The sequence below is a fragment of the Micromonospora sp. NBC_00389 genome (genome assembly GCF_036059255.1).
In the GTDB taxonomy this organism is placed as follows: Bacteria; Actinomycetota; Actinomycetes; order Mycobacteriales; family Micromonosporaceae; genus Micromonospora.
The window spans coordinates 3,857,133-3,882,917 of sequence record NZ_CP107947.1; the positions used below are offsets into that span (position 1 = coordinate 3,857,133).

A 25,785-nucleotide genomic window follows, 5' to 3' on the forward strand; every position below is an offset into this window, starting at 1 on the left:
GGTGTGACCATGGCAGCACCGCCTGCCGGTGGCGGTGCGCCGAGGGCGCGCGAGAGATGGGGTACGGGGGCCGCATGAGCGAGCGCAACCAGCGGGTCGGCGCGGGCGCGCCAGCGCCGGGGACCAACGCCGACCGCCAGGGGCGGGCGGCGTGACGGCGCCCAGCGGGCACCTTCCGGCGCTGGCCGCCGCCGTCCTGCAACCCGGGTTCGTCGGCACCACCCCACCACCGTGGGTGTGCCGCTGGCTCGGCGAGGGGCTCGGCTCGGTGGTCCTCTTCGCCCGCAACGTCGTCGACACCGCCCAGGTGGCCGCGCTGACCGCCACGCTGCGCGCCGAGCGGCCGGACGTCATCGTGGCGATCGACGAGGAGGCCGGCGACGTCACCCGGATCGAGTCGGTCCGGGGCAGCTCCCGGCCCGGCAACTTCGCCCTCGGCGCGGTCGACGACCCGGAGCTGACCGAGGCGGTCGCCCGGGACCTCGGCGTCGAGCTGGCCGGGGCCGGGGTCACCCTCGACTACGCCCCGGACGCCGACGTCAACTCCAACCCGGCCAACCCGGTGATCGGCGTCCGCTCGTTCGGGGCGGACCCGGCGCTGGTCGCGCGGCACACCGCCGCCTGGGTACGCGGGCTGCAGGCCGGCGGCGTCGCCGCCTGCGCCAAGCACTTCCCCGGGCACGGCGACACCCGGGTCGACTCGCACCACGACCTGCCCCGGATCACCGCCGACCGGGACCGCCTGGACGCCGTCGAGCTGGCCCCGTTCCGGGCCGCCGTGGCCGCCGGGGTGCAGGCGGTGATGACCGGCCACCTGCTGGTGCCCGCGCTGGACCCGCAGCTGCCGGCGACGTTGAGCCAACGCATCCTGGGTGGCCTGCTCCGCGACGAGATGGGCTTCTCCGGCGTGGTGGTGACCGACGCGGTGGAGATGCGCGCGGTCGCCGACCGGTACGGCTTCGCCGGGGCGGCGGTCCGCGCGCTCGCCGCCGGGGCCGACGCGATCTGCGTGGGCGGCGAACGGGCCGACGAGCAGTCGGCCCGGGAACTGGCCGACGCCATCGTGGCCGCGGTCGTCTCCGGTGAGCTGCCCGAGGAGCGCCTCGCCGAGGCGGCCAAGCGGGTCGGTCAGCTCGCGGCCTGGACGGTGGCGGCCCGCTCCGAGCGGTCGACCGGAGCGCGCGGCAGCACCGACGTCGGGCTGGTCGCCGCCCGCCGCGCCGTTCGGGTCACCGTCGCGGCGGGCGGGACGACCGCGTTGCCGCTGACCCGCGCGGCGCACGTGGTCGAGTTCGAGCCACCGCGCAACATCGCCATCGGCGCCGAGACGCCGTGGGGCCTCGGCGTACCGATGGGCGAGCTGCTGCCCGGCACGAGCGCGGTCCGCTACGCCCAGCACGACGTGCCGACCGACCCGGGCGCCGGGGCGGGCAACCGCCCGCTGGTGCTGGTGGTCCGCGACCTGCACCGGCACGAGTGGATGCGTGCCGCGGTGCAGCGGGCGCTGGCCGCCCGGCCGGACGCGGTCGTGGTCGAGCTGGGCGTGCCCGAGCTGGTCACCGGCGCGGTGCACCTGGCCACCCACGGCGCCACCCGGGCCAGCGGACGGGCTGCCGCCGAGGTGCTGACCGGCGCCCGCTGACCCGACGCCCGCACCGGGCTGAGGCGCCCGGCGCTACGGCTGAACGGCGACCAGGTCGGCGTACTCCGGGTGCTTCTCGATGAACGCGGCCATGAACGGGCACTGCGGCACCAGCGTGCCGCCGCGGGCGCGTACCTGGTCCAGGGTGCCGCGGATCAGCGCGCCGCCCACGCCCTTGCCCTGGAAGCCCGGGTCCACCTCGGTGTGGGTGAAGACCAGCACCTCCCCGCGGGTCAGGTACGCGGTGAAGCCGGCCAACGCGTCGTCGACCAGGATCTCGAACCGGCGCTTGGCAGGGTTGTCCTCGACCAGGGTGCTCATCGGGCCATTCTCCCCGCCAGCGCGTCCAGTTCGGCGAGCAACCGGTCGACCTCGTCGGCCGTGTTGTAGTGGTAGATGCTGGCCCGGACCGCGCCCCCGCTGTCCCGCAGCCCCATCGTCTGGAAGTACTCGTAGGCGTAGTAGTCGCCGGCGGAGAGGCAGAACCCGGCTGTCCCCAGCGCCTCCTGGGTGGCGGCCGGCGACATCCCGGCGACCCGGAAGGAGACCGTCGGGCAGCGCCGCGCCGGCGAGCCGTAGACGGTGATCGCGGGCTGCTCGGTCAGCCCGGCGAGCAGCCGGTCGAGCAGCGCCTCCTCGTGCGCCTGGGCGGCGGCCAGCCCGGCCCGCACCCGCGCACGCCGGTCCCCGACGGCGTCCGGGTCTAGCCCGGCCAGGTGGTCCACCGCGGCGGCCACGCCGGCCAGCAGGGGAAAGCTCGGGGTGCCGTACTCGAACCGGTCCGGCACCGCGTCGGAGGACGGGACCAGCTTCGCCGGGCGCAGCGCCGCCCACCGGGCCGGGTCGGCCACCATCGCCGCCAGGTGCGGCCCGGACCACTTGTAGGCGCTGGTGACCAGCACGTCGGCGCCGACCGAGGCAAGGTCGGTCGGCCCGTGCGGCACCGAGTGCACGCCGTCGACGCAGACCAGTGCGCCGACCGCGTGCGCGGCCTTGGCGATCGCCGGCACGTCCGGCACCGTGCCGATGGCGTTGCTGCCGGCGGTCACCGCGACCAGTTTGGTGCGCTCATTGACCAGCTCGGCGTACTGGCCGGCGGGCAGCTCACCGGTGTGCCGGTCGATCTCGGCCCACCGCACCGTCGCGCCGGCAGCCTCGGCGGCCTGCACCCACGGCCGCACGTTGGCGTCGTGGTCGAGCCGGGACACCACCACCTCGTCGCCGGGGCGCCAGCCCGCGCCGAGCGTACGGGCCAGGGTGTACATCAGTGCGGTGGCACTCGGACCCAGCACCACCCCGGCCGGGTCGGCACCGAGCAGGTCGGCTACCGCCGACCGGGCCGCCGCCACCAGCTCCAGCGACCGGCGACCCGGCGCGAAGGCGGCGCTGCGGTTACCGACCGCAGTGCGCATGGCGTCGGCGACCGCGTCGATCACACCGGCTGCGGTCTGGGTGCCCCCGGCCCCGTCGAAGTGGACGAAACCCTCGGTCAGGGCGGGGTAGGCGGCCCGGGTGCGGGCGATGTCGAAGGGCATGCCGGGAACCCTAGTGCGGTGTCCACTAACGTTCACCGGGTGTTCCGGTGGGATGTTGTGGATCCTCGCCTTGGAGGGCGAGCGACTCCCCACTGGGTGGTGGGGCGGGCCTCCGCAGGCCAACTGATCCTCTCGCTGCCCGGGCTGGGCGGCGGGGGTCACGCCGGGACCGGCCGGCGCCGGGGAGGTTCCGGCCGGCTCGACGGTGCGTGACCACCCCAGGCAGCACAGGAACGGCCGTCGTGGGGGTGGTGGGTCCGCCGCCCGGGGTGCGGGTGGCGATGCTGGCCGCCGCGACGAGATCGCGGTGCCCGGAGAATCGGCAGTGGGGGCAGGACAAGGTGCGCCCACGCGGTTTCGGTACCCGCCGCCGGCAGGCGGGGCAGGTCGAGGAGGTGCCGCGTTCGTCGACGAGCCGCACAGTGATCCCGGCGAGGGTGGCCTTGTCGGTGAGGACCTGAATCAACCGGCCGATCTGCCACTGCCGCAGCCGCAGGTTGTGCCGCCGCCCCGCCGCAATGTCGAGCACCCCGCGGGGGTCGCCGACGTGCAGCACCCCAACCCGCTGACCCACCGCCCAGGACACGACAGTGCGGGCGGCCTCATGCTGGGCCTGGCGGACCCGCCGTCGATGCCGTCCCTGCACCAGACGGGCCCGGCGGCGATACTGACGCCACCGCCGTGACCCCCGCTGGCCCGGTTTCGGTGCCCGCCGCGCCACCGCCCGGCGGCGGGCTTTGGTGTCGGCCAGGTGCATCCGGTGCTCCGCGCGGACCGCCCGCCCGGACACCAACAGCCCGGCACCGTCGGGCCCGGCCACCGCGTAGGGGTGGATGATGCCGAGGTCCACCCCGGCCACCCGACCCGGTTGCGGCCCCACCCCCGCTGGGTAGGTCGCGACCGGAATCTCGGCGGTCACGTCGAGGAACAACCGCCCGCCCTCAGACAGCAGCGTGATCGAGCGGACCTGCTCCACCGGATACGGCAGATCCCGGGCCAGGCGAACCCACAACGGGCAGGTGCCTCTCGCGCTGGGGATGCGTACCCGCCGCCCGTCAACCGTGAAGGTGCCGTGATACCAGCGCACCGGCACCAACCCCCGCCGGCGACGCGGAAACCGCGCCGAGTCGTCACCGGCCTTACGGCGCTTCGCCGCCGCGAACCAGGCATCGGAGAACCGGCGCAACACCGACCGGGCACCCGTACTGTCCAGCTCACCGAACGTGCCCGGCCCCGACGCCGCCAACTCCCGACACAACTCCTGATAGCCAGCCACCGGCGCATCCCCGCGGCGACGCCGCCACGCATTGACCTCCAACACACACGCCCACACATCACCACCCGAACGCAGCAAGCCGAAACACCGCCGCCGCTGCCCTGGCGTCACCCGCAACCCAACCCGAGCCGTGCGATACACGACCCGCGGCGCAGCGGAATCCCGACGGCGAGGCACAAACCGAACCCAACACCACCGGTACGACAACTTCCCAACCACTCACCAACCCGGCGAACGTTAGCGGCCACCGCACTAGCCGGTGCCCCGACCAGGCCCGCACGTCCGGGCTCGACGTCGGAGACCCGCCTCGCGGGCGTCTCGTACCCTTGACCGGGTGACGAACCCACCCGCCACCATCCCGTTGACCCCCACCCGCCGCGCCGCCGGCCTGTTCGCCGGACTCGCGCTCGGCCTCGCCGTGCTCGCCGGCTGCAGCTCGCAGGGCGCCTCCACAGACTGCGGGCTGGACGCCTGCACGGTCACCTTCGAGCGGGGTGTCGACGCGAGCGCCAACATCCTGGGCGTCGAGGCCAAGCTGGTCGGCGCAGAGAACGACCAGGTGACCGTCGAGGTCGCCGGCGAGCAGCTCACCCTCACCACCGGACAGCAGGCCACCGAGGCCGGGGGCTTCGCGGTCACCCTGGACAGCGTCACCGACCAGCAGGTCAAGATTCGCGTTTCGCGCAACCCGGGCAACTGATCCGGGCGGGCGGCGGTGGCCGACGTTTGGGGATCTCCGGAATCGGAGATTGTGGCGCCATGTCACTTACCCGTAGCGCCGAAGCCACCGCCTCCCGTACGGCGGACAGCCGGTGGCTGGAACTCCTCGCCCGGGCCGGTTTCATCGGCTACGGCATCGTGCACCTGCTCTTCGCCTGGCTGGCGTTGCAGATCGCGTTCGGCACGTCGAGCGACGACGGCGACCAGTCCGGCGCGCTGCGCACGCTCTCCGCACAGCCGCTGGGCAAGGTCCTGGTCATCGCCACCGCGGTGGGCCTGCTCGCGATGGCGATCTGGCAGGCGCTGGAGGCGGCGGTCGGGCACCGCGCCGAGCGGGGCAAGGAACGCGTCGTGGAGCGGCTTGCCTCGACCGGTCGGGCCGTCGTCTACCTCTACTTCGCCTGGACCGCGTTCAAGGTCTTCAAGGACGCCGAGTCGAACAGCGCCGACCAGCAGGAGGCGTTGACCGGCAAGCTGATGACCTCCAGTGGCGGTCGCTGGCTGGTCGGCCTGGCCGGGCTGGTGCTCGCCGCGATCGGTGTCGGCCTGGTGATCTACGGAGTCGTCAAGCGGTTCGAGAAGCACCTGAAGACCGGCGAGATGAGCCCGAAGACCCGCAAGCTGGTCCGCCGGCTGGGCATCGCCGGGTACGTCGCCAAGGGCACCGCGTACGGCATCGCCGGCCTGCTGGTGATCGTGGCCGCGGTGAACTACGACCCGGAGAAGGCCCGTGGCCTGGACGCCGCGCTGCACACGCTGCGCGAGCAGTCCTACGGCACCTTCCTGCTCAGCCTGGTCGCCCTCGGCATCGCCGCCTTCGGCGTCTACTGCTTCCTCCAGTCCCGGTACCGCAAGGTCTGAACTGGCCGATTCGGGAGACCGCAGGCACTATTGGGCTTTTGCCTGAAGCGCCGTCGCGCGCCCGGAGGGGAGCACCACACCCGTGCAGAGTTACCTCGGAACGGCCGTCGCCGCGCTCGCCGCGGCGGCGGCCGCCCTGCTGCTGGTCGAGGTCGTCCATCGGGCCACCCGGCGGTTCGGCCGCCGGTCGCTGCTGATGACCGAACTGACCGACCATTCACACCGCCCCTTCCAGGTCGCGGCCACGGTGCTCGCGGTGCAGTTCGCCGTCCACCTCAGCACCGGGTACGCGGTCGGTGAGGGCTGGCGTCAACTGCTGCTGCACCTGCTCATCCTCGGCGTCATCGCCGCCACGGCCTGGCTGGTCGCCTCGCTGCTGGTGGTCGTGGAGGACACCGCGCTGGCCCGGTTCCGGGTCGACGTACCGGACAATCGGCACGCCCGGCGGGTACGGACCCAGGTGGTGATGCTGCGCCGGTTGACCATCGCGGTGATCGTCGTCCTGGCCGTCGGCGTGATGCTGATGACGTTCCCGAGCGTGCGCGGCATCGGCGCCGGCGTGCTGACCTCCGCCGGTGTGGTCGGTGTGGTGGCAGCGCTGGCCGCCCAGAGCCTGCTCGGCAACGTCTTCGCCGGCCTGCAACTCGCCTTCAGCGACGCGGTCCGGCTGGACGACGTGGTGGTCGTCGAGGGGGAGTGGGGCCGGATCGAGGAGCTGACCCTCAGCTACGTGGTGGTGCAGATCTGGGACGACCGGCGACTGATCCTGCCCACCTCGTACTTCACCAGCAAGCCCTTCCAGAACTGGACCAGGACCGAGGCCGCAGTGCTCGGCACCGCCGAGTTCGACGTGGACTGGGCGGTGCCGGTGCAGGCCATGCGGGAGGAACTGCGCCGGCTGGTGGAGGGCACCGACCTGTGGGACGGGCGGGTCTGCGTGCTACAGGTGACCGACGCCACCGGTGGGACGGTCCGGGTGCGCGCGCTGGTCAGCGCCGCCGACGCGGGCAGCCTGTGGGATCTGCGCTGCCTGGTTCGTGAACACCTGGTGGCCTGGATCCGGGACAACCGCCCCATCGCGATGCCCCGGATGCGCACCGAGTTGGGCGACGCCAGCAGCAACCTGCCCTGGCAGTGGGTGCAGCCACGGCGCCCGGTGCGCCGGGCCGGCGACACCGACGTACCCGACGACGCCCGCGTCTTCGGCGGCAGCGACGACGGCGCCGCCCGCAGCGAAGCCTTCGTCGGCCCCGAAGAAACCCCCGCCCCCCGCCCCTAACCCCTTGTCCGCGTTGATCCATGAGGTATCGGCGGCCGTGACGGCGTGTCGCGTCGCTAACTTCATGATCACGGGCCGGCGAGCCAGAGGGCCGGAGGGCCGAGGGCTGGGTGGGGGAGAGGTTGGGGTGGGGGTGGTCCGGTCCGGGAGGTTTGGTCGGGCTTAGGTGGGGGACCTGCTGCCGGACGTCTCTGCTGCGATCGGGGCCGGCCGGACGCCAGGTCGGCGGCGTGGCAACCGGACAACAGGAACGGCGACCGGGTCGGCGCGCTTTAGGATTGACGGGCGGCGACTCCGGGCATACAGCGCGGTGATGAGGAAAGGAGGACAGCATGGCTGACGTGGCGAAAGCCCGCACATCCCACAATGGGAGCGAGCCCTCCACCGCCGAATTGGTGCAGCGGGCCACCGAGCAGGTCTCCCGTCTGGTGCGGGACGAACTGGCGCTGGCCCGGGCGGAGTTGACCCAGAAGGGCAAGCACGCCGGCATCGGGATCGGCCTGTTCGGCGGCGGCGGAGCGCTGGCGTTCTTCGGCCTGGGCGCGCTGGTCGCCACGGCGATCCTGCTGCTCGACCTGGTGCTGCCCGCCTGGGCCGCCGCGCTGATCGTGGCGGTGGCTGCCTTCCTGCTGGCCGGCATCCTTGCCCTGGTGGGCAAGAAGCAGGTGAGCCGTGCGGTCCCGCCGGTTCCCGCGGCCACGGTCCGCAGCCTCCGGGCCGACATGGACACCGTCGCCGCCGCGGTGAAGGACAGGGGACGGTCATGACGGGCAACGGGACCGGCGACACGGAGGCGCTCCGCGAGGAGATCCGTCGCACCCGGGTGGAGTTGGGCGAGACGATGGAGGCGTTGGCCGCCAAGGCCGACGTCAAGGCGCGCCTGAAGGAGTCCGCCGAGCAGGCGCGGGAACGGCTCCGCGAGCAGGCGGCGCAGACCGTGGCCCGGGTCCGCGGGCAGGCCGTGCGCCGCGCCGAGGACGCGCGGGCGCAGGCACACGAAAAGGGCGAGCTGGTGCGCGCCCAGGCGCACGAAAAGGGCGAGTTGGTACGACGCAACCCGGTGCCGTGGGCGGCCATCGCCGCCGGTGCGGTGGCCACCGTGGTGGTGCTGATGATCGTGCGGGGGAGGCGTAGGTGAGCAAGGGCATCGGCAGGGCCGCGTACCGGCCGGTCGGCGTGCTGTTGGGTATCGCCGCCGGTGCGGCGGCGGGCGCGATCTTCCGGCAGGTCTGGAAGGTCACCGCGGGTGACGGTGAGGCGCCCGTCGCGACCGACGAGGATCGCGGCTGGGGCGAGATCCTGGCCGCCGCGGCGTTGCAGGGGGCCATCTTCGCGGTGGTCCGGGCCGCCGTGGACCGGGGCGGAGCGGTCGGCGTCCGCCGGATGACCGGCCGCTGGCCGGACTGACCAGCGCTGCGACTTCGGCCCCCTACCTGCATCGACGGGTAGGGGGCCTTTCGCACGGCATCGCACGCCGCCCAGCGATCTCAGACATCCGTCAGGTCACATGTCGGAGAAATTCGTCGGAGAGGTCGTGACAGACTTTTTGGGTCCGTGATTTGCTGGTCCACGCTGCTGCGAGATGGCGTGGGTTGAGAGAAGTCTCCTTCGTGGGGGCCGCCTCAGGCGCCGCTGCTCGAAACGGCCAATCGGCCGTACGGCGTGCACGGCCACCAGTTTTTAGAAGGAGATACACATGGCGCAGGGAACCGTGAAGTGGTTCAACGCTGACAAGGGCTTCGGCTTCATCACCGTCGACGGCGGGGGTGCTGACGTGTTCGTCCACTTCTCGGCCATCCAGACCAGCGGCTACCGTTCGCTGGAGGAGAACCAGCGGGTGGAGTTCGAGATCGCTCAGGGTCAGAAGGGCCCGCAGGCTGAGCAGGTCCGTCCCCTCTGAGTAGTGTGGCCGGCCCCCGCCGGCCAGTGGGGACGATCCGGCCAGGGGTCGTTGTGTAGCCCCGTATTCCTTTCGGAATGCGGGGCTTTCCACGTGCCCGGGACCGGTTGGCCCGCTCCCGGCGCCACTGTGGACCGGGCGTCGCTGGTCAGCGTCGGCGGCGGGACCGCAGGCCGAGCCAGAGCACCACCAGCCCGGCCAGCGCCACGAGCGGGCCGATCACCACCCAGATCCGCTCGTCGGTCATCACGCTGCCGTTGACGTAGCCGAGGCCCTGCACCGTCCACACCGCACCGACCACGATCGCCAGCAGGCCGAGGGTGAGCGCAAGCCAACCCCTCATCGCGTCCCCTCTCCGCAGGGCCGGGCGGCGGGCCGCCCCGGGCTCCCAGCATTACCCGCCGGGCGGTGCGGCGCGAGCACCCCGGGTGCGCGGGTCACCACCGGTCGTGCACCTGTGGGCGGATCAGCTCGTCGTAGACCTCGCGCACCCCGGCCAGTTGGTCGGCCGAGAGCGGCGACAGGTCGGCTGCGGCCGCGTTGCGCCGGGCCTGATCGGCGTCGCGTGCGCCGGGGATGACCACGGTGACGCCGGCCTGGTCCAGCACCCAGCGCAGCGCGAACTGCGCCATCGTGCGGTCCGCGTCGACCAGCGGCGCCATTCGGCGTACGGCGGCCAACCCGCGCTCGAAGTCGACTCCGGAGAACGTCTCGCCGACGTCGAACGCCGCGCCGTGTCGGTTGAAGTTGCGGTGGTCGTCGGCCGGGAACTCGGTGTGCTCGTCGTACCGGCCGGAGAGCAGGCCGCTGGCCAGTGGCACCCGGGCGATGATGCCGACCCCGGCCGCCGCGGCGGCCGGCAGCGCCCGCTCCAGCGGCTTGTGCCGCAGCGCGTTGAGGATGATCTGGACGCTGGCCACCCCGGGCCGGGCGATCGCGGTGAGCGCCTGGTCGCAGGTCTCCACGCTGACCCCGTACCCGGCGATGGCCTTTTCGGCGACGAGGGTGTCCAGGGCGTCGAAGACCGCGTCGTCGGCGAAGACGGCGGTGGGCGGGCAGTGCAGCTGGACCAGGTCCAGGGTGTCCATCCCCAGGTTGGCCCGGGACCGGTCCGTCCACTGCCGGAAGTTGGCCAGGGTGTACGCCTCCGGACGCTGCTCGACCCGGCGGCCCATCTTGGTGGCCACGGTCAGCCCGGCGTCGGGACGGGAGCGCAGGAAGCGGCCGATCAGCTGCTCGCTGCGGCCGTCGCCGTACACGTCGGCGGTGTCGAGGAAGGTGACCCCGGCGTCCACGGCGGCGGCCAGCACCGCCATCGCGTCGTCCTCGCTGACGGTGCCCCAGTCGGCGCCGAGCTGCCAGGCACCCAGGCCGACCACCCCGACGGTCCGGCCGAGCCGGTTGAAGCTGCGCTGTTCCATTCCCCGAGCCTAGTGATCGGGTTGCCGACCTGCCAGGCGAGTCGTACGGTAAATAAGACGGACGTACGGTTTGGGAGGCGACGATGTGGGATCCGGCGACGTACCTGCGCTACGGCGACGAGCGGTCCCGGCCGTTCCACGACCTGGTCGCCCGGATCCCGGCCGAGCGGCCCCGGACGGTGGTCGACCTCGGCTGCGGCCCCGGCCACCTCACCGCCACCCTCGCCGAGCGCTGGCCGGTGAGCCGGGTGATCGGTCTCGACTCCTCGCCGGAGATGATCGATCGCGCCGCCGCCCTGGACGCCCCGGTCGACTTCGCCGTCGCCGACGTGCGGGACTGGCGGCCGGCCGGCGACGAGGACGTGGTGGTGACCAACGCCGTGCTCCAGTGGGTCCCCGGCCACCAGGAGCTGCTGCGGCGCTGGGCCACCGAGCTACCCGCCGGCGCCTGGCTCGCCATGCAGGTCCCGGGCAACTTCGCCGCCGGATCACACCGGGCGCTGCGCGAGGTCGCCGACCGGCCGGCCTGGCGCGCCGAGCTGGCCCCGCTGCTGCGCGCCGACCCGGTCGACGACCCGGCCGACTACGCGGCGCTGCTGACCGGTGCCGGCTGCGCGGTGGACGCCTGGGAGACTACCTACGTGCACCTGCTACCGGCCCGGCCCGACGCCGACCACCCGGTGCTGGCCTGGATGGAGGGCACCGCGCTGCGCCCGGTCCGGGCGGCCCTCGACGCCGCCGGCTGGTCCGCCTTCCGGGCCGAGCTGGGGGTACGCCTCGCCGCCGTCTACCCGCCGCGGCAGGGTCAGGTGTACTTCCCGTTCCGCCGCGTCTTCGTCGTTGCCCGTACCGGCGACCCTGCCGAGGAGAATCCGTGACCGACCTGTCCACCTTCATCGCCGGCCTGCCCAAGGTGGAGCTGCACGTACACCACGTCGGCTCCGCCTCCCCCCGGATCGTCGCCGAGCTGGCCGCCCGGCACGAGGGACGCACCCCGGTCCCGGCCGACCCGGCGGCGCTCGCCGACTACTTCGAGTTCCGCGACTTCGCGCACTTCATCGAGGTCTACCTGAGCGTCGTGGACCTCATCCGCGACCCGGAGGACGTCTGGATCCTCACCCACGAGGTGGCCCGGGAGCTGGCCCGCCAGCAGGTCCGGTACGCGGAGCTGACCATCACCCCGTACTCGCACGTGCGCCGGGGCATCCCCGCGCCGGCGTTCTGCGAGGCGATCGAGGACGCCCGCAAGCGCGCCTCGGTCGACTTCGGCCTCGACCTGCGCTGGTGCTTCGACATCCCGGGTGAGGCCGGCCTGCCGGCGGCCGAGGAGACGCTGCGCATCGCGTTGGAGGAGCGCCCGGAGGGGCTGATCAGCTTCGGCCTGGGCGGCCCGGAGATCGGCGTACCCCGGCCGCAGTTCCGGCCCTACTTCGACCGGGCCCGGGCGGCCGGGCTGCGCTCGGTGCCACACGCCGGGGAGACCACCGGCCCGCAGACGATCTGGGACGCGCTGAACGAGCTGGGCGCCGAGCGGATCGGGCACGGCATCTCCGCCGCGCAGGACCCGGAGTTGCTCGCGTACCTGGCCGAGCGGCAGATCGGGCTGGAGATCTGCCCGACGTCCAACGTGCGGACCCGGGCGGTGGCCAACCTCGACGAGCACCCGCTGCCCCAGCTGGTCGAAGCCGGGCTGCTGGTCACCATCAACTCCGACGACCCGCCGATGTTCGGCACCACCCTCAACGACGAGTACGCGGTGGCGGCCCGACTGCTCGGGGCGGGTCCGCAAGGGCTGGCAGGGCTGGCCCGCAACGCGGTGACCGCGTCCTTCCTGGACCCGGTCGGCAAGCAGCGGATCATGGCCGAGATCGACGCCCACCTCGCCACCGCCGCCGGCTGAGCCGGTCGGGGAGCAGGGCGCGCGGCGGGAGCTTGGGTGTGGGGGGACCTGACTCCCGCCGCGCGCGCGGCTCCACCGGCCGGTGGGTGCACACGGTGCGCCAGCCGGTGGAACTGGTGGGTTCGTGCCTCGATCCTGACAGCCCGCAGCCGTTGGACCACGGTCGTTAACCGCGATCTAAGGAAGACTTGCGCCAGCGCACAGTCGGCCCCGGACAGCCGGTTCGCGCCGGCCGGCCGGCGGCCCGGTCAGCTGTCGGTGGGGCGCTGCCGGGGCCAGCGACGGCCGGTCTTCTGGTCCCGGGCGTCCCGAGCCATCCGGCCGACCAGGCCGAACCGGCTGACCTGCCGGGGTGTGGCCTCCGGGTCGGCCAGCAGCATCACCACGCTGGCTCCGCCCAGCCGGGCCCGGTCGATGCTCACCGACCCGTTGGCCTGCAACGCCACCCGCTTGGCGATGTCTAGGCCGAGCCCGGTCGAGCCCTGGTCGCTGGTCCCCCGGCGCAGCGCCCGGTCCGGGTCGGCGATGCCGGGGCCGGCGTCGTCGATCCGGATCGCCACATAGCCGTCCCGGCGGGACACCGCCACCTCGAACGCCGTGCCCTGCGGGGTGTAGCGGAAGACGTTGCCGATCACCGCGTCCAGCGCGGCGGCCAACTCGGCGCGGGGCACCGGCGCCGGGATGCGCAGTTGTGCGCCGTTCACCCGTTGCGGCCGGTTCTGGTCGCCGGCCAACGCCGCCCAGAACACCATCCGGTCCCGGACGACCTCGCTGACGTCACACATCGCCGGCCCGGCCTCGTGCGCCACCGACTTGCGGGTGGTCTTGATCAGCACGTCGATCTCACCCTCCAGCGTGACGATCGCCTGGCGGATCCGCCGGATGCCGCGCCGCCGGTCCAGCTCCGCCTCGGAGAACGAACCCACGCTCGTGTCGTCGGACTCCAATGCCTCCGCGTCCAGCCGCAGCACGGTCAGCGGGGTGCGCAGCCGGTGCGACAGGTCGGCCACCAGCTCCCGCTCGTCGGTGCGGGCCGCGTCCAGCCGGTCGGCCATCCGGTTGAAGGCGTACCCGGCCTCAGCCAGCTCGCGGGGGCCGGTCGGCTCCACGCGTACCCCCAGGTCGCCGTCACCGATCGAGAGTGCGGCCTTCACCAGACCCCGGGTCGAGTCCACCGCGCGGGCGGCGACCCGGTCGACCACCAGCACCGCCGCAACGGCCATCGCCGCGCCGACCGCGAGCAGCAGCAGCCAGGTGCCGCCGGCGCCCTCGCCCAGCTCCGAGTCGGGCACGAACACCTCGACCACGGCGGTCCGGTCGCCGAGGACCACCGGGTCCAGTCGGACCACCCCGCCGTCGACGTCGACGTCCAGCGAGCGTCGGTCGGTACGCGCCCGGTCCAGGTCGGCGTCGCTGGCACGGCCGGCGGACTCGTCGAGCCCCAGCCCGTGCACGACCGGCCGAGTGGGTGCGCCCTCGGCGCTGGCCACCACGGCCCGCTCGACCACCGCCGGATCGGTGCTCACCGCCAGCGCCCCGGTCACCAGCGCGCTGCGCCGGGCCGCGTCGGCGATCGCCTCGTCCCGGGTCTGCTCGCGCAGGCTCAGCCCGAGCGGGATCAGGAAGGCGAGCGCGACGAGGCTGCACATGCCGGCCGTGAGCATGGCCAGCGCGGTCCTCAGTCCGGAGCCACCAACCGGAACCCGACCCCCCGCACGGTGCGCAGGTAGCGCGGCTTCGCCGCGGACTCGCCCATCTTTCGGCGGAGCCAGTACAGGTGAACGTCGATGGTCTGATCCTCGCCGACCGATGGCTGCCGCCATACCTCCTCCAAGAGCTCCCGGCGGGACACTACCCGCCCGGGTCGTGCGGCGAGATACGCCAGCAGGTCGAATTCCTTGCGGGTCAGCGCCAGCGGCTCCCCGTCGAGCAGCGCGCTGCGCTCGCCGACGTCCACCCGCAGCCCACTGACGGTGTGTACCGCGGGCTGCACGGTCCGGCTGGCCCGCCCGGCGCGGCGCAGCACGGTGGTGATCCGGGCGTCCAGGTGCGCGCCGGTGAACGGCTTGACCATGTAGTCGTCGGCGCCGGCGCGCAGCAGCTTGACCACCGACTGCTCGTCGTCCCGGGCGGTGGCGATGATGATCGGGACGTCGGTGATGCCGCGCAGCATCCGCAGCGCGTCCGAGCCGTCCAGGTCGGGCAGGCCGAGGTCCAGCACCACCAGGTCGGGTGTCTCCGCGGCGACCCGGCGCAGGGCGTCCAGTGCTGTGCCCACGGCGTGCACGGCGTGCCCCCGGTCGGCGAGGGAACGGAGCATCGCGCCGCGTACGACGTGATCATCTTCGACCAGGAGCACGGAGGCCACCCCAAGACCGTACTTGGCGTGGCAAGTTGATCGCGTTGCCACGTACCTGGCAAGGGGGCAAGCTGGTACGACGATGTCCTTCACTCTGTTCGCCGACGCCCGCCTGGCGCTCGCCCGGGACAGCCTCGCCGGCCTCTCGACCGGCGACGCGCTCGGCGCGCAGTACTTCCTGCCGGGGTCGCAACCGGCGGATCTCGCCGCCGGCCCCTTGCCGCCGGCGCCCTGGGAGTGGACCGACGACACCGAGATGGCGTGCTCGGTCCTCGCCGAGCTGGCCGAGTCCGGCGGCATCGACCGGGACCGACTGGCGCTGGCGTTCGCCGAGCGCTGCGCGACACGGCGGGGCTACGGCTCGGGCGCGATGCTGATCCTGCGGCTGATCCGCACCGGCACCCCGTGGCCGGTGGCCGCCGCGTCCGCCTTCGACGGCCAGGGCTCCTGCGGCAACGGCGCGGCGATGCGGGTCGGCCCGCTGGGCGCGTACTTCGCCGACTCGACCACCCGCGCCGCCGCGCAGGCCCGCGCCTCGGCCGAGGTGACCCACGCGCACCCGGAGGGGATCGCTGGTGCGGTCGCGGTGGCGGTCGCCGCCGCACTGGCTGCGCGGGCCCGCCTCGACGGGCACCGACCGGCCCCGGAGCGGCTGCTCGCCGGGATCGCCGCCCAGATCGACTCGGGCACCGAGGTGCACCGGAGTGTGAATCGGGCGGCTGGGCTGCTCGGCCGCCCACTGCCCCGGGTGGTCGCGGCGCTCGGCAACGGCTCCCGGGTGACCGCCCAGGACACCGTCGGGTTCACGCTCTGGGTGGCCGCCACCCACCTGGACGACTACCCGACGGCGATCCGGGTCTGCGTGCAGGCCGGCGGGGATGTGGACACCACATCCGCCATCGTCGGGGCGGTGGTGGCCGCGTACACCGGCGTCGGAACGCCCGGTGGTGTGCCCGAGCCGTGGCTGGCCGCTCGCGAGCCGCTACCCACCTGGGCGCCCTGACACTCGGCCGAGCGGCTCCGGACGCGGTGGCGGGTCAGCCGGCGCGGACCGGGGTGCCGGCCGTGGCGGGCTCCGCGCCGGCGGGTGCCGTGGCATCGGGCGCCGTCGTGGCGGGCTCGGTGTCGGCGGGTGCTGCGGCATCGGGCCCCGCCGTACCCGGTGCCGCCGGCGTCGGGTCGGCCGGTGCGGCCGTGTCGTCTGCTCCGCCGGTCACCTCGGCCAGCGCCGCGCGCTCGGCCGGGTCGCGCCGGCGCCACCGGCTGACCAGCCAGCCGATCGCCGCGCCGCCGCCCAGTCCGGCCAGCAGCCCGGCGGCCAGCATCCCGTCGGCGCTGCCCGACTCCTCGCCCGCGCCGTCCGCCGCCGGCTCCGCGTCGACGCCGGGGTTGGCCCCCGCGCCGGCCGCCGGGGCGCCGTGCCCACCGTGCCCGACGGGGCCGGCCGCGCCGGCCGCCGCTGGCAGCAGGGTGAGCACCGGGGCCCGGTGGGCGCCGCTGGCGTCCGCCCAGCGGACCACCGTGCCGTCGGCGTACGTCTGGACCACCTCGAAGGTGAGCCGCTCGGCCTGCGGCAGCGGACCCATGGACAGCGCAAGCCGGGCCGGGCCGGGCTCGCCCTTGCCGACCCGGATCCAGGTCACCCCGGTGGTCACCGTGCTCACCCCGGTGGAGTGGATGCCGGCCACCGGCTTGTCCAGGGTGCGGGAGCTGATCCGGGGAGCCCAGCCGGTCACCGACATCGGGTAGACCTCGGCCACCGGCGCGTCGGCCGGCAACCGGACCTCGATCTGGCGGGTCGTGGTGCCGGCGCGCTCCTCCGGCACGGTGAACTCCAGCCGCACCGCGTCGCCCTGCCGGGCCTCGGTCGGAGTGGTCGTCACGTCCGCCGCGTGCGCCGTGCCGGGCCATCCGAGCAGCAGCCCGGCGGCGGTCAGCGCGGTCACCGCCGCGATCCGCTGCCGACGGCCACCGCCGTGCGTGCTCGCCATCTCGTGCCCCCATCCGTGTCGACGCGACCGGCACCGGTTTCCGGCCACACCTCCTAGTTCGGCTCCGAGCGCCAAAAGGTTCAACGCCTGCGGTAGCGGAAGGGGCCTTCGGCTACCGCAGGCGTTAAGAAGGTGCCCTTCCTTGGCCCGGGTGGGTGGACCGATAACATCGGCAGGGGCCGAGGATCGGCACCGTTTCGTACCACTTGGAGGAGTCACCGTGTCCGCACCCCGTACCCCCGCCGTGGCCGACCCCGTCGTCGTCGCCGCCGGGACCACGGCGGCCGACGCGGTGGCCGCGGCCGGACTGCCCGCGAACGGCCCCAAGGCGATCGTCGTGGTCCGCGACCCGGAGGGTCGACTGCGCGACCTGGACTGGTCGCCGGCCGAGGAGACCGTCGTCGAGCCGGTCAGCCTGGATTCGCCCGACGGGCTCACCGTGCTGCGCCACTCCACCGCGCACGTGCTCGCCCAGGCCGTGCAGGACATCTTCCCCGAGGCCAAGCTGGGCATCGGGCCGCCGATCGAGAACGGCTTCTACTACGACTTCGACGTCGACAAGCCGTTCCAGCCCGACGACCTCGGCAAGGTCGAGAAGCGGATGCAGGAGATCGTCAAGTCCGGGCAGCGGTTCCGCCGCCGCCGCTTCGGCAGCCTGGACGAGGCCCGCGCCGAGTTGGCCGACGAGCCCTTCAAGCTGGAGTTGATCGAGGTCAAGGGCGAGGGCCTGGACACCGACGAGGTGATGGAGGTCGGCGGCGGCGAGCTGACGATCTACGACAACCTCGACGCCAAGGAGGACAAGGTCTGCTGGTCGGACCTGTGCCGGGGCCCGCACCTGCCGAACACCCGGCTGATCGGCGCGTTCAAGCTGATGCGCTCCGCCGCCGCGTACTGGCGCGGGTCGGAGAAGAACCCGCAGCTCCAGCGGGTGTACGGCACCGCGTGGCCGACCCGCGACGAGCTGAAGGCGTACCTGAAGCTGCTGGAGGAGGCCGCCCGGCGCGACCACCGCAAGCTCGGCGCGGACCTGGACCTGTTCAGCTTCCCCGACGAGATCGGCTCCGGCCTGGCGGTCTTCCACCCCAAGGGCGGCATCATCCGCCGGGAGATGGAGCACTACTCGCGGCGGCGGCACGAGGAGGCGGGGTACGAGTTCGTCAACACCCCGCACATCACCAAGGCGCAGCTCTTCCACACCTCCGGGCACCTGCCGTACTACGCGGACACGATGTTCCCTCCCATGCAGCTGGAGGGCGCGGACTACTACCTCAAGGCGATGAACTGCCCGATGCACAACCTGATCTTCAGGTCGCGCGGGCGGTCGTACCGGGAGCTGCCGCTGCGGCTGTTCGAGTTCGGCACGGTCTACCGGTACGAGAAGTCCGGCGTCGTGCACGGCCTGACCCGGGTCCGGGGCCTGACCCAGGACGACTCGCACATCTACTGCACCCGCGAGCAGATGGCCGGCGAGCTGTCCACGCTGCTCAGCTTCGTGCTGGACCTGCTGCGCGACTACGGGCTGGACGACTTCTACCTGGAGCTGTCCACCCGGGATGACTCGCCCAAGTTCATCGGCAGCGACGAGGACTGGGCGGAGGCGACCGAGGCGCTGCGCAGCACCGCCGCCACCTCCGGCCTGGAGCTGGTGCCCGACCCGGGCGGTGCGGCGTTCTACGGTCCGAAGATCTCCGTGCAGGCCCGGGACGCGATCGGCCGGACCTGGCAGATGTCCACCATCCAGGTCGACCTCAACCAGCCGGAGCGGTTCGAGCTGGAGTACCAGGCCGCCGACGGAACCCGGCAGCGACCCGTCATGATCCACCGGGCGCTGTTCGGCTCGATCGAGCGGTTCTTCGGGGTGCTGACCGAGCACTACGCGGGGGCGTTCCCGGCCTGGCTGGCCCCGGTGCAGGTGGTCGGCATCCCGATCCGCGAGGACCACACCGACTACCTGCACGGCTTCGTCGCGGCGCTGCGGGCCGAGGGGATCCGGGCGCAGGTCGATGCGGGTGACGACCGGATGCAGAAGAAGATCCGGACCGCCCAGCAGCAGAAGATCCCGTTCATGGTGATCGCCGGCGACGATGACGTGGCCGCCGGCACGGTCTCCTTCCGTTACCGCGACGGCTCCCAGCGCAACGGGGTGCCGATCGCCGAGGCGGTGTCGCACGTCCTCGACGTGGTGACGTCCCGTACGAACATCGGCCCCTCCGCCGCCGCGGAGTAGCGGGCCGGTCGCGATCGCCCATGATCGTGCTCGATCCATGAAGTAATGGCCTCCCCGCGTCGGGGAGGCCATTACTTCCGTGTGCGAGCGCGATCTCGGGCGGACGCCCAGGTGTCAGATGCCGCAGTTCGGCGCCGACCAGCCGCCGACCGCCGCCACGTGGGTGTGGTCGTTGTGGTCCGGGTAGCCGGGGCCGAGGATCTGCCCGAAGCCGTGGTAGCGGGCCTGCTGGGCCAGCCGGCAGAACGACGGGGACCCGACCAGGTCCACCCCGTCGCCATACAGGTGCCGGCTGTTTGACGCCCCGCCGACCGCGCTGTTGCAGGCATAGCTGCGGAAGCTGCTGCTGATCGCGATGGACACGTCCCCGAGGGCGTGCCGCAGGGCCTGGAGCTTCCACATCGAGACGAGCGCGTTGAACCGCGCGGTGCTCGCCGAGACCGCGCCGCCGGCCCAGGTGCTGTTGCAGTTGTTCAGCTCGGCATAGCTGAAGTTGACCGGGGTGCAGTCGTCGTCCTGCAGCGCGTACAGCCGGTTGAAGGTCTGCGGGCCGGCGACGCCGTCCGCGCTCAGCCCGTACGCCTGCTGGAAGCGGATCACCGCGGACCGGGTGGCCGGACCGTACGAGCCGTCGAGGGTGAGCACGGCGCCGTAGCCGGGGTAGCCGGCGACCCGGATCTGGAGTTGCCGGACGTCCTCGCCGGTCATCCCCTGGGACAGGGCGCGACCCCAGGTGTAGCAGCCGTCGGCGTGCGCCGGGCCGGCGGAGACGGTGAAGCCGGCCACTGTGGTGGCGGCGGTCAGCGCAAGTGCCGCGAGGAACCTGCCGAGCCGTCGGATCATGAAACCCTCCATCAGTACATGGAAGTATCTGGATGCATGGAATCTTCAGATCTAGGTCTCGATCCGTCAATAACTTCCAGCAATGGAGTTTCCCAGCGGCGGGTGTCGCAGCCGTCCCGGGCGGCTCCGTAGGATCGGCTCGTGACAGGGGCGGAACGGCACACGGACATCGGCGGCATGGCGGACGGCCAGGAGCGGCTCTGGACGCCGCACCGGATGACCTACATCTCCGGCGAGGACCGCCCGGCCGAGGGCTACGAGAAGCCCACCGGCTGCCCGTTCTGCCGGGGCCCCGGGCTGCCGCCCGAGGAGAGCCTCGTGGTGGCCCGCGGCGAGCACGTGTTCGCGGTGCTCAACCTCTACCCGTACAACCCGGGGCACCTGCTGGTCTGCCCGTACCGGCACGTCGCCGACTACACCGAGCTCGACGTCGCGGAGACCATCGAGCTGGCGTCGTACACCCAGACCGCGATGCGGGTGATCCGCAAGGTGAGCAACGCGCACGGCTTCAACCTGGGGATGAACCAGGGCGGGGTGGCCGGCGCCGGCATCGCAGCGCACCTGCACCAGCACGTCGTGCCGCGCTGGGGCGGCGACGCGAACTTCATGCCGGTGATCGGCCGGACCAAGGTCCTGCCGCAACTGCTCGGCGACACCCGCGACCTGATCGCCCGCGCCTGGCCGTCCTGACCCGCCGGACCGCCACGCGGCCAGCGCCCCGGCGCGGTCAGCCGGCGCGCAGCACGGCGGTCAGCTCCGCCCAGCTCTGCACCCGGTGTACGCCCGGCAGCAGCGCGGCGTGCGCGGCCACCTCCGCCGGGCGGGGCCGGAACAGGTAGCGGTGCGGCACCGAGTCGAGGTAGCCGAGCACCTCCAGCTTGTCGTCCACGAAGTGCGTCAGCCCGAGCCGCCGGGCGATCGGCGCCTTGGCCGGCCGGGTACGGCAGAAGTGCACCCGCTCGACGGGGATGCCGGTGCGGGCCGGGAAGTCATGGTGAGCCAGCCACTCCCGGGTCCGCCGCTCGGTGGACTCGCCGCACTTGGAGACCAGGTGCACCTCGTCGAACACCGGACCGAGCGCGCCGAGCGCATCGAAAACCCCGTCGACGCTGGGGGTACGCAGGTAGTGCTCGCCGAAGAAGGACGTGTCGGCGTCCTCGTCGGCCGGTTCGATGATCACGCCGCCGATGTCCACACCCAACCGCCGCATGGGGCCGATCATGCCGCACCGCAGCGGACGCCGCGCCCCGGCGTCCCCGGCTCGGGAAGTGCTACGCCCCGCGCTGGTGGAGGTGGCACGATCGTTCGATGGCAGTCACGACACGGACGTTGGGGCGCAGCGGCATCGAGGTCAGCGCCCTCGGCATGGGGTGCTGGGCGATCGGCGGCCCCTGGGCGGAGGGCACCCAGCCGCTGGGCTGGGGCGCGGTCGACGACGACGAGTCGGCCCGAGCGGTACGCCGGGCGCTCGACCTGGGCGTCACCCTCTTCGACACCGCCGACACCTACGGCGCCGGGCACGGGGAGCGGGTGCTCGGCCGGGCGCTCGCCGGCCGACGCGACGAGGCCGTGATCGCCACCAAATGGGGCTACACCTTCGACGAGGCGAGCCGGCAGGCAACCGGGGAGGACGCGTCGCCGGCATACCTGCGGCGGGCGGTGACCGACTCGCTGCGCCGGCTGGACACCGACCGGATCGACCTCTACCAACTGCACCTGGCCGACCTGCCGGTGCCCCGGGCGGAAGCCCTGATCGGCACCTGCGAGGACCTGGTGACCGAAGGCCTCATCCGGGCGTACGGGTGGAGCACCGATCGCCCCGACCGGGCCACCGCGTTCGGGCACGCCGCCGCCGGTGCCACCGCCGTGCAGCACACCCTGTCGGTGCTGCGCGACGCCCCCGAGCTGCTCGCCGTCTGCGACAAGTACGACCTGGCCAGCGTCAACCGGGGGCCGCTGGGGATGGGGCTGCTCACCGGCAAGTACTCGGCCGCCTCGACGCTGCCCCGCGACGACGTGCGCGGGCTGACCCCGGGCTGGCTGGAGTGGTTCCGCGGTGGCCGGCCGGCACCGGAGTGGCTGCGCCGGGTCGGGGCGGTACGCGCCGCGCTCACCGCCGACGGGCGCACCCTGACGCAGGGGGCGCTGGGCTGGATCTGGGCGCGCAGTGGGCGCACCATCCCGATCCCCGGCTGCCGTACCGTCGCCCAGGTCGAGGAGAACGCCGCCGCTCTGCACCTGGGTCCACTGCCGCCGGACCAGTTCGCCGAGGTGGAGCGCCAGCTGGCCGCCCTACGTACCGCCGCCCTTCGGGACGCCGACCGCCCCCACTGGCCCCGCCCCACCCACCCCACCACGCACCCCTGACCCGGGCCCCGCCCCCCCGTCGCCGGTGCTGTCCGCCGTCGGCTCGCCCTACCGACCCCACCATGCACCCTTTGACCCGGGCACGCGCTGTTGCTGTTCGCTGTCGGCTCGTCCTACTGACCCCATCACGGACCCTTGACCCGGGCCTGCGCTCGCACTGTTGCCGGTGCTGTTCGCTGTCGAGCTGCCCCAGATCTGGGGCAGCGCCTCCGTCAGGGTCTTTGTGAGCGCCGGGAGCTCTGCCCCGAAGTCCGGGGTGGTGCTTCCGTCAGGGTCTCCGTGCGCGTAGGCAGCTCTGCCCCAAATCTGGGGCAGCTCGACAGGGCCTAAGCATGGTGAAGCCCACCCGCCCCTGCCGGCCGCTCCACCCAATCATGGAGTTGCGGTGGGCGGGGCGGGCGCGGGGTTAGGGGGTTTGTTCCTTGCGGGCCTGGTCGGCCAGGTGGGCGGGCATGGGGTCGTGGCGGACGAAGTGGCGGCGGAAGGTGCCGGTGCCGGCGGTCATCGAGCGCAGCTCGACGGCGTAGCGGAGCAGCTCGCTGGCCGGCACCTCGGCGCGGACCAGGGTGCGGCCCTCGACGTCCTGGTCCGGCTCGGTGCCGAGCACCCGGGCGCGCCGGCCGGACAGGTCGCCCATCACGGCGCCCACCGAGCCGTCCGGCACCCGGATAGTCACCTCGTCGATCGGCTCCAGCAGCGCCGGCTGGCCCCGCTCGGCGGCGTCGCGCAGCGCCATGGCGCCAGCGGTCTGGAAGGCCGCATCGGAGGAGTCGACGCTGTGCGCCTTTCCGTCGACCAGGGTCACCCGCAGGTCCACCACCGGTTGGCCGGCGACCAGGCCGCGCTCCAGTTGGGCGCGGACGCCCTTCTCCACCGACGGGATGTAGTTGTGGGGCACGGCGCCGCCGACCACCCGGTCGACGAACTCGAAGCCGCCGCCCCGGGGTAGCGGCTCCACCTCGATGTCGCAGACCGCGTACTGGCCGTGGCCGCCGGACTGCTTGACGTGCCGGCCGTGCCCCTTCGCCGGCACGGTCAGCGTCTCGCGCAGTGACACCCGGACCGGCTCGGTGTCCAGCTCCACGCCGCCGGCCCGCAGCCGGTCCAGCACCACGTCCGCGTGCGCCTCGCCCATGCACCAGAGCACCAGCTGGTGGGTCTCCGGGTTGCGCTCCAGCCGCAGCGTGGGGTCACCGGCGACCAGTCGGGCCAGGTTGCGGGCCAACGCGTCCTCGTCGGCGCGGCTCCTGGCGACGATCGCCACCGGCAGCAGCGGCTCCGGCATCTCCCACGGCGCGATCAGCAGCGGGTCGTCCTTGGCCGAGATGGTGTCGCCGGTCTCGGCGCTGCCCGACTTGGTGATCGCGCAGATGTCGCCGGCCACGCAGAGCGACACCTCGCGCAGGGTGGCGCCCAGCGGGGTGTAGATGTGGCCGACCCGCTCGTCGGCGTCGTGGTCGGGGTGCCCGCGCTCAGCCATGCCGTGCCCGGAGACGTGCACGGTCTGGTCGGGGCGCAGGGTGCCGGAGAAGACCCGGACCAGCGAGACCCGCCCGACGTGCCGGTCGACGGTGGTCTTGACCACCTCGGCGACCAGCGGCCCGTCCGGGTCACAGGTCAGCGGCGGGCGCGGTGAGCCGTCCACGCCGGTCACCGCCGGCAGTTCGTGCTCCAGCGGCGACGGGAACGCGGCGGTCAGCACCTCCAGCAGCGCGTCCAGCCCGACGCCGGTCTCCGCGCAGACCGGCATCACCGGGTAGAAGTGGCCCCTGGCGACCGCCTTCTCCAGGTCCTCGATGAGCACCTCGGTGCCGATCTCCTCGCCGTCGAGGTAGCGGTCCATCAGGGTTTCGTCTTCGCTCTCGGCGATGATCCCCTCGATCAGCTCGTTGCGGGACTCGTCGATGGCCGGCTGGTGCTCCGGGTCCGGATCGCGTACGTCTGCGGGAAGCCCGGCGGTGTAGTCGAAGACCCGGCGGGTGATCAGGCCGAGCAGGCCGACGGTGGAGACTCCGTCGTCGCCGAGCATCGGCAGGTAGAGCGGCATCACGTTGTCGCCGAAGACCCGCTGGCAGAGCGCCACCGCGTTGTCGAAGTCGGCGCGTGGGTGGTCCAGCCGCGTGACCGCGACGGCCCGGGGCATGTCGACCGCCGCGCACTCCTCCCAGAGCGCCGCGGTGGCCGCGTCCATCCCGTCGACGGCGGAGACGACGAAGAGCGCGGCGTCGGCGGCCCGCAGGCCGGCGCGCAACTCACCGACGAAGTCGGCGTACCCGGGGGTGTCGAGCAGGTTGACCTTGATGTCGTCGTGCAGCAGGGGCGCACAGGACAGGCTCACCGAGCGCTGCTGGCGGACGGCCGCCGGGTCGTGGTCGCCGACCGTGGTGCCGTCCACCACGTTGCCGGCCCGGCTGATCGTGCCGGTCGCCGCGAGCAACGCCTCGACCAGGGTCGTCTTGCCCGCTCCGGAGTGCCCGACGAGCACCACGTTGCGAACCGTGCCGGGTTCCGTCACCACCGGCGTGCCGCCGGTGGGACCCTTCTCCTGACTTTTCTGCGCCATGGGGCGCACCTCCCTCAGCCGGTGGTTGGTGGCGACCGCCGCGCGACGGGAAGCGGCCCGAGGCAAGTGCGCGGCGATATCCTCCGGTGGTCTGCTGCACAGCGGGAACGGGACGGGCGGGCAGGTGAGCTGGCTCACCTCCAGGCTCGATCTCACACCCGTTGCCGGGTAGGCACAAGCCTGCCCCGGGCGGGTCGACCGGACCGTCCGTATCGCCGGAGCTGGGCGGACCGTTATCGTGGGGACCGCCATGGCGAAGATCTTCCAAGTGTCGGCCCGCGCGGGGATGACCCGCGTCGTCGAGCCGATCGCACGCGCACTGCTCCGCGCAGGCGTCACCCCCAATGCCGTCACCGTTACGGGCACCGTCGGTGTGCTCGTCGGCGCGCTCGGCTTCGGTGCCCGCGGCCACCTGGTCGCGGGCGCGTTAATCGTCACCTTCTTCGCGCTCACCGACCTGCTCGACGGGACGATGGCCCGGATGAGTGGCGGCTCCACCCGGTTCGGCGCGTTCCTCGACTCAAGCATGGACAGGGTCGCCGACAGCGCCGTCTTCGGCGCGGTCGCGTACTGGCTGGCCACCCAGAACGACCATTCCGGGGTGGCCGCCGCGCTGCTCTGCCTGGCCGCCGGCGGGTTGGTCTCCTATGTCAAGGCCCGCGCCGAAGGGCTGGGCATGACCTGCAACGTGGGCATCGCCGAGCGAACCGAGCGGCTGCTGATCGTCGGGGTCGGCGGGATCCTCACCGGCGTCGGCGTCGACCCGGCGCTGGAAATCGCGCTCTGGCTGCTCGCCGCCGTGTCGATCTTCACGGTGGGGCAGCGGATGGCACACGTCTACCGCCAGGCCCAGCAGCTCCAGCCGGACGGCCAGGCGTGAGCGAAGCGCGGGCGACCC

At 73.1% G+C, this 25,785-nt stretch carries 26 protein-coding genes; 15 read left to right on the forward strand and 11 right to left on the reverse strand.

From position 1 onward, the window contains the following. Positions 1-151 precede the first annotated feature (151 nt). Positions 152-1,642, forward strand: a complete 1,491-nt coding sequence (locus OG470_RS18285; RefSeq protein WP_328425884.1) for a glycoside hydrolase family 3 protein — start codon at positions 152-154, stop codon at positions 1,640-1,642. 33 nt (positions 1,643-1,675) lie between these two features. On the opposite strand, the gene OG470_RS18290 is transcribed toward OG470_RS18285, so the two are convergent. The 3 genes from OG470_RS18290 to OG470_RS18300 are packed head-to-tail and all read right to left on the reverse strand — an operon-like array spanning position 1,676 to position 4,453. Continuing rightward, positions 1,676-1,963, reverse strand: coding sequence for a GNAT family N-acetyltransferase (locus OG470_RS18290; RefSeq protein ID WP_328425886.1), 288 nt, complete (start codon positions 1,961-1,963; stop codon positions 1,676-1,678). Next, positions 1,960-3,177: a cysteine desulfurase-like protein gene (locus OG470_RS18295; RefSeq protein ID WP_328425888.1), complete on the reverse strand. Its 1,218-nt coding sequence runs from the start codon at positions 3,175-3,177 to the stop codon at positions 1,960-1,962. Before OG470_RS18295 ends, OG470_RS18290 begins: the two co-directional genes overlap by 4 nt. A 25-nt stretch (positions 3,178-3,202) precedes the next feature. Next, a complete protein-coding gene (locus OG470_RS18300) occupies positions 3,203-4,453 on the reverse strand; it encodes an RNA-guided endonuclease InsQ/TnpB family protein (RefSeq protein WP_328424689.1) in 1,251 nt (416 codons plus the stop codon). A 334-nt stretch (positions 4,454-4,787) separates the two neighbouring features. Between OG470_RS18300 and OG470_RS18305 the strand changes: the two genes are divergently transcribed. The 7 genes from OG470_RS18305 to OG470_RS18335 all read left to right on the forward strand — a co-directional run bounded on the left by OG470_RS18305 (position 4,788) and on the right by OG470_RS18335 (position 9,213). Beyond that, on the forward strand, positions 4,788-5,153 hold the full coding sequence (locus tag OG470_RS18305) for a hypothetical protein (RefSeq protein WP_328425890.1): 366 nt from the start codon (positions 4,788-4,790) through the stop codon (positions 5,151-5,153). A gap of 59 nt (positions 5,154-5,212) precedes the next feature. Beyond that, positions 5,213-6,034, forward strand: coding sequence for a DUF1206 domain-containing protein (locus tag OG470_RS18310; protein ID WP_328425892.1), 822 nt, complete (start codon positions 5,213-5,215; stop codon positions 6,032-6,034). A gap of 82 nt (positions 6,035-6,116) precedes the next feature. Beyond that, entirely contained in the window at positions 6,117-7,313 is a 1,197-nt protein-coding gene (locus OG470_RS18315) for a mechanosensitive ion channel family protein (protein ID WP_328425894.1), read from the forward strand. 332 nt (positions 7,314-7,645) lie between these two features. Beyond that, entirely contained in the window at positions 7,646-8,080 is a 435-nt protein-coding gene (locus tag OG470_RS18320; RefSeq protein WP_328425896.1) for a phage holin family protein, read from the forward strand. Further along, complete coding sequence (locus tag OG470_RS18325) at positions 8,077-8,451, forward strand: DUF3618 domain-containing protein (protein ID WP_328425897.1); 375 nt, start codon at positions 8,077-8,079, stop codon at positions 8,449-8,451. The genes OG470_RS18320 and OG470_RS18325 overlap by 4 nt, the downstream gene beginning before the upstream one ends. After that, the gene (locus OG470_RS18330; protein WP_328425899.1) at positions 8,448-8,720 is read left to right on the forward strand and encodes a DUF4235 domain-containing protein; all 273 of its coding nucleotides are present in this window, start codon (positions 8,448-8,450) and stop codon (positions 8,718-8,720) included. Before OG470_RS18325 ends, OG470_RS18330 begins: the two co-directional genes overlap by 4 nt. A 289-nt stretch (positions 8,721-9,009) precedes the next feature. Further along, positions 9,010-9,213, forward strand: coding sequence for a cold-shock protein (locus tag OG470_RS18335; RefSeq protein WP_007458127.1), 204 nt, complete (start codon positions 9,010-9,012; stop codon positions 9,211-9,213). Positions 9,214-9,361: 148 nt separating this feature from the next. Here OG470_RS18335 and OG470_RS18340 read toward each other — a convergent pair whose 3' ends face one another. Together OG470_RS18340 and OG470_RS18345 are read right to left on the reverse strand one after the other, a co-directional pair. Beyond that, positions 9,362-9,556, reverse strand: coding sequence for a hypothetical protein (locus tag OG470_RS18340; RefSeq protein WP_328425905.1), 195 nt, complete (start codon positions 9,554-9,556; stop codon positions 9,362-9,364). A 94-nt stretch (positions 9,557-9,650) separates the two neighbouring features. Further along, complete coding sequence (locus OG470_RS18345) at positions 9,651-10,634, reverse strand: aldo/keto reductase (RefSeq protein WP_328425907.1); 984 nt, start codon at positions 10,632-10,634, stop codon at positions 9,651-9,653. Positions 10,635-10,717: 83 nt separating this feature from the next. Here OG470_RS18345 and OG470_RS18350 point away from each other — a divergent pair, with 83 nt between their 5' ends. Both OG470_RS18350 and OG470_RS18355 read left to right on the forward strand, forming a co-directional pair. Then, positions 10,718-11,512, forward strand: a complete 795-nt coding sequence (locus tag OG470_RS18350; RefSeq protein ID WP_328425909.1) for a trans-aconitate 2-methyltransferase — start codon at positions 10,718-10,720, stop codon at positions 11,510-11,512. Next, the gene (locus OG470_RS18355; protein ID WP_328425911.1) at positions 11,509-12,534 is read left to right on the forward strand and encodes an adenosine deaminase; all 1,026 of its coding nucleotides are present in this window, start codon (positions 11,509-11,511) and stop codon (positions 12,532-12,534) included. Before OG470_RS18350 ends, OG470_RS18355 begins: the two co-directional genes overlap by 4 nt. A gap of 248 nt (positions 12,535-12,782) precedes the next feature. On the opposite strand, the gene OG470_RS18360 is transcribed toward OG470_RS18355, so the two are convergent. Together OG470_RS18360 and OG470_RS18365 are read right to left on the reverse strand one after the other, a co-directional pair. Then, positions 12,783-14,198 carry a HAMP domain-containing sensor histidine kinase gene (locus OG470_RS18360; protein ID WP_328425912.1) on the reverse strand — a complete coding sequence of 472 codons (1,416 nt, stop codon included), beginning with the start codon at positions 14,196-14,198 and terminating at the stop codon, positions 12,783-12,785. A 14-nt stretch (positions 14,199-14,212) separates the two neighbouring features. Then, positions 14,213-14,902 (reverse strand): response regulator transcription factor, encoded by a 690-nt coding sequence (locus tag OG470_RS18365; RefSeq protein ID WP_328425914.1) that lies wholly within the window; start codon positions 14,900-14,902, stop codon positions 14,213-14,215. A gap of 73 nt (positions 14,903-14,975) precedes the next feature. Between OG470_RS18365 and OG470_RS18370 the strand changes: the two genes are divergently transcribed. Continuing rightward, positions 14,976-15,896 carry an ADP-ribosylglycohydrolase family protein gene (locus OG470_RS18370; RefSeq protein ID WP_328425916.1) on the forward strand — a complete coding sequence of 307 codons (921 nt, stop codon included), beginning with the start codon at positions 14,976-14,978 and terminating at the stop codon, positions 15,894-15,896. 34 nt (positions 15,897-15,930) lie between these two features. On the opposite strand, the gene OG470_RS18375 is transcribed toward OG470_RS18370, so the two are convergent. Further along, a complete protein-coding gene (locus tag OG470_RS18375; RefSeq protein ID WP_328425918.1) occupies positions 15,931-16,884 on the reverse strand; it encodes a DUF1775 domain-containing protein in 954 nt (317 codons plus the stop codon). Positions 16,885-17,104: 220 nt separating this feature from the next. Here OG470_RS18375 and thrS point away from each other — a divergent pair, with 220 nt between their 5' ends. Then, complete coding sequence (gene thrS, locus OG470_RS18380; protein ID WP_328425920.1) at positions 17,105-19,114, forward strand: threonine--tRNA ligase; 2,010 nt, start codon at positions 17,105-17,107, stop codon at positions 19,112-19,114. A 114-nt stretch (positions 19,115-19,228) separates the two neighbouring features. Here thrS and OG470_RS18385 read toward each other — a convergent pair whose 3' ends face one another. Then, on the reverse strand, positions 19,229-19,957 hold the full coding sequence (locus tag OG470_RS18385; RefSeq protein ID WP_328425922.1) for a D-Ala-D-Ala carboxypeptidase family metallohydrolase: 729 nt from the start codon (positions 19,955-19,957) through the stop codon (positions 19,229-19,231). A 177-nt stretch (positions 19,958-20,134) separates the two neighbouring features. On the opposite strand from OG470_RS18385, the gene OG470_RS18390 reads away from it, so the two are divergent. Continuing rightward, positions 20,135-20,647: an HIT family protein gene (locus tag OG470_RS18390; RefSeq protein ID WP_328426448.1), complete on the forward strand. Its 513-nt coding sequence runs from the start codon at positions 20,135-20,137 to the stop codon at positions 20,645-20,647. 37 nt (positions 20,648-20,684) lie between these two features. On the opposite strand, the gene OG470_RS18395 is transcribed toward OG470_RS18390, so the two are convergent. Continuing rightward, positions 20,685-21,167 carry a hypothetical protein gene (locus tag OG470_RS18395; protein ID WP_328425924.1) on the reverse strand — a complete coding sequence of 161 codons (483 nt, stop codon included), beginning with the start codon at positions 21,165-21,167 and terminating at the stop codon, positions 20,685-20,687. A 98-nt stretch (positions 21,168-21,265) separates the two neighbouring features. Between OG470_RS18395 and OG470_RS18400 the strand changes: the two genes are divergently transcribed. Continuing rightward, on the forward strand, positions 21,266-22,324 hold the full coding sequence (locus tag OG470_RS18400; RefSeq protein WP_328425926.1) for an aldo/keto reductase: 1,059 nt from the start codon (positions 21,266-21,268) through the stop codon (positions 22,322-22,324). A 406-nt stretch (positions 22,325-22,730) separates the two neighbouring features. On the opposite strand, the gene OG470_RS18405 is transcribed toward OG470_RS18400, so the two are convergent. Next, entirely contained in the window at positions 22,731-24,887 is a 2,157-nt protein-coding gene (locus OG470_RS18405; RefSeq protein ID WP_328425928.1) for an elongation factor G-like protein EF-G2, read from the reverse strand. A gap of 250 nt (positions 24,888-25,137) precedes the next feature. Here OG470_RS18405 and pgsA point away from each other — a divergent pair, with 250 nt between their 5' ends. Then, entirely contained in the window at positions 25,138-25,767 is a 630-nt protein-coding gene (pgsA, locus tag OG470_RS18410) for a phosphatidylinositol phosphate synthase (protein WP_328425930.1), read from the forward strand. Positions 25,768-25,785 lie beyond the last annotated feature (18 nt).